This window comes from Streptococcus sanguinis, assembly GCF_019929225.1.
Lineage (GTDB): Bacteria > Bacillota > Bacilli > Lactobacillales > Streptococcaceae > Streptococcus > Streptococcus sanguinis_J.
The window spans coordinates 1-860 of record NZ_JAHZPA010000022.1 but is presented as its reverse complement, the minus strand read 5'-3'; the positions used below and the strand labels follow the sequence as shown (position 1 = coordinate 860).

General features: G+C 34.0%; 1 protein-coding gene and 2 pseudogenes. 2 read left to right on the top strand and 1 reads right to left on the bottom strand.

The window, feature by feature from the left end; genetic code table 11:
• Positions 1–432, top strand: a pseudogene (locus K1I80_RS11990) (hypothetical protein); the annotation flags it as partial.
• Positions 433–532: 100 nt separating this feature from the next.
• Positions 533–718, top strand: a complete 186-nt coding sequence (locus tag K1I80_RS11985) for a cysteine-rich KTR domain-containing protein (RefSeq protein WP_011058338.1) — start codon at positions 533–535, stop codon at positions 716–718.
• Positions 719–777: 59 nt separating this feature from the next.
• Here K1I80_RS11985 and K1I80_RS11980 read toward each other — a convergent pair.
• Positions 778–860, bottom strand: a pseudogene (locus K1I80_RS11980) (XRE family transcriptional regulator); the annotation flags it as partial.

Sequence of the window (860 nt, the reverse complement as noted above, 5' to 3'; positions counted from 1 at the left end):
TGTAAAATCTGTTTTAAGTATGGCTTATACTATAGCCCTGTTAGTACCCCAGCAGATTTTCGGATGCTTGCTCCTATTGTATTGGAACAAGTCTTAAAAAAAGCTGGAACAGAATTGTTAGAGCCATATCTTAGTTTTAAAATTTATGCGCCACAGGAATATCTTTCACGAGCATACAACGATGCTCCTAAATATTGTGCGAACATCGTAGACACTCAATTGAAAAATAATGAGGTCATTCTTAGTGGAGAAATCCCTGCTCGGTGTATTCAAGAATATCGTAGTGATTTAACTTTCTTTACAAATGGACGTAGTGTTTGTTTAACAGAGTTAAAAGGGTACCATGTTACTACCGGTGAACCTGTTTGCCAGCCCCGTCGTCCAAATAGTCGGATAGATAAAGTACGATATATGTTCAATAAAATAACTTAGTGTATTTTATGTTGTTATATAAATATGGTTTCTTGTTAAATAAGATGAAATATTTTTTAATAAAGATTTGAATTAAAGTGTAAAGGAGGAGATAGTTATTATAAACTACAAGTGGATATTGTGTCCTGTATGTGGAAATAAAACACGATTAAAGATAAGGGAAGATACTGAATTAAAAAAATTCCCCCTCTATTGTCCGAAATGCAGACAAGAAAATTTAATTGAAATAAAGCAGTTCAAAGTAACTGTGATTACAGAGCCAGACGCAAAGACGCAGAGCCGATAAAATGAGATTAATACAATCTCATTTTATCGGCTCTTTCCGTTATGTATGGATTCTTTTAATTAGTCTTCGATGTTTCTTGCTTCGTTGATACCGCTGGCTAAAGATTCCATTAAGGATAGTTCTTTGTCTGTAAAGCTATCCA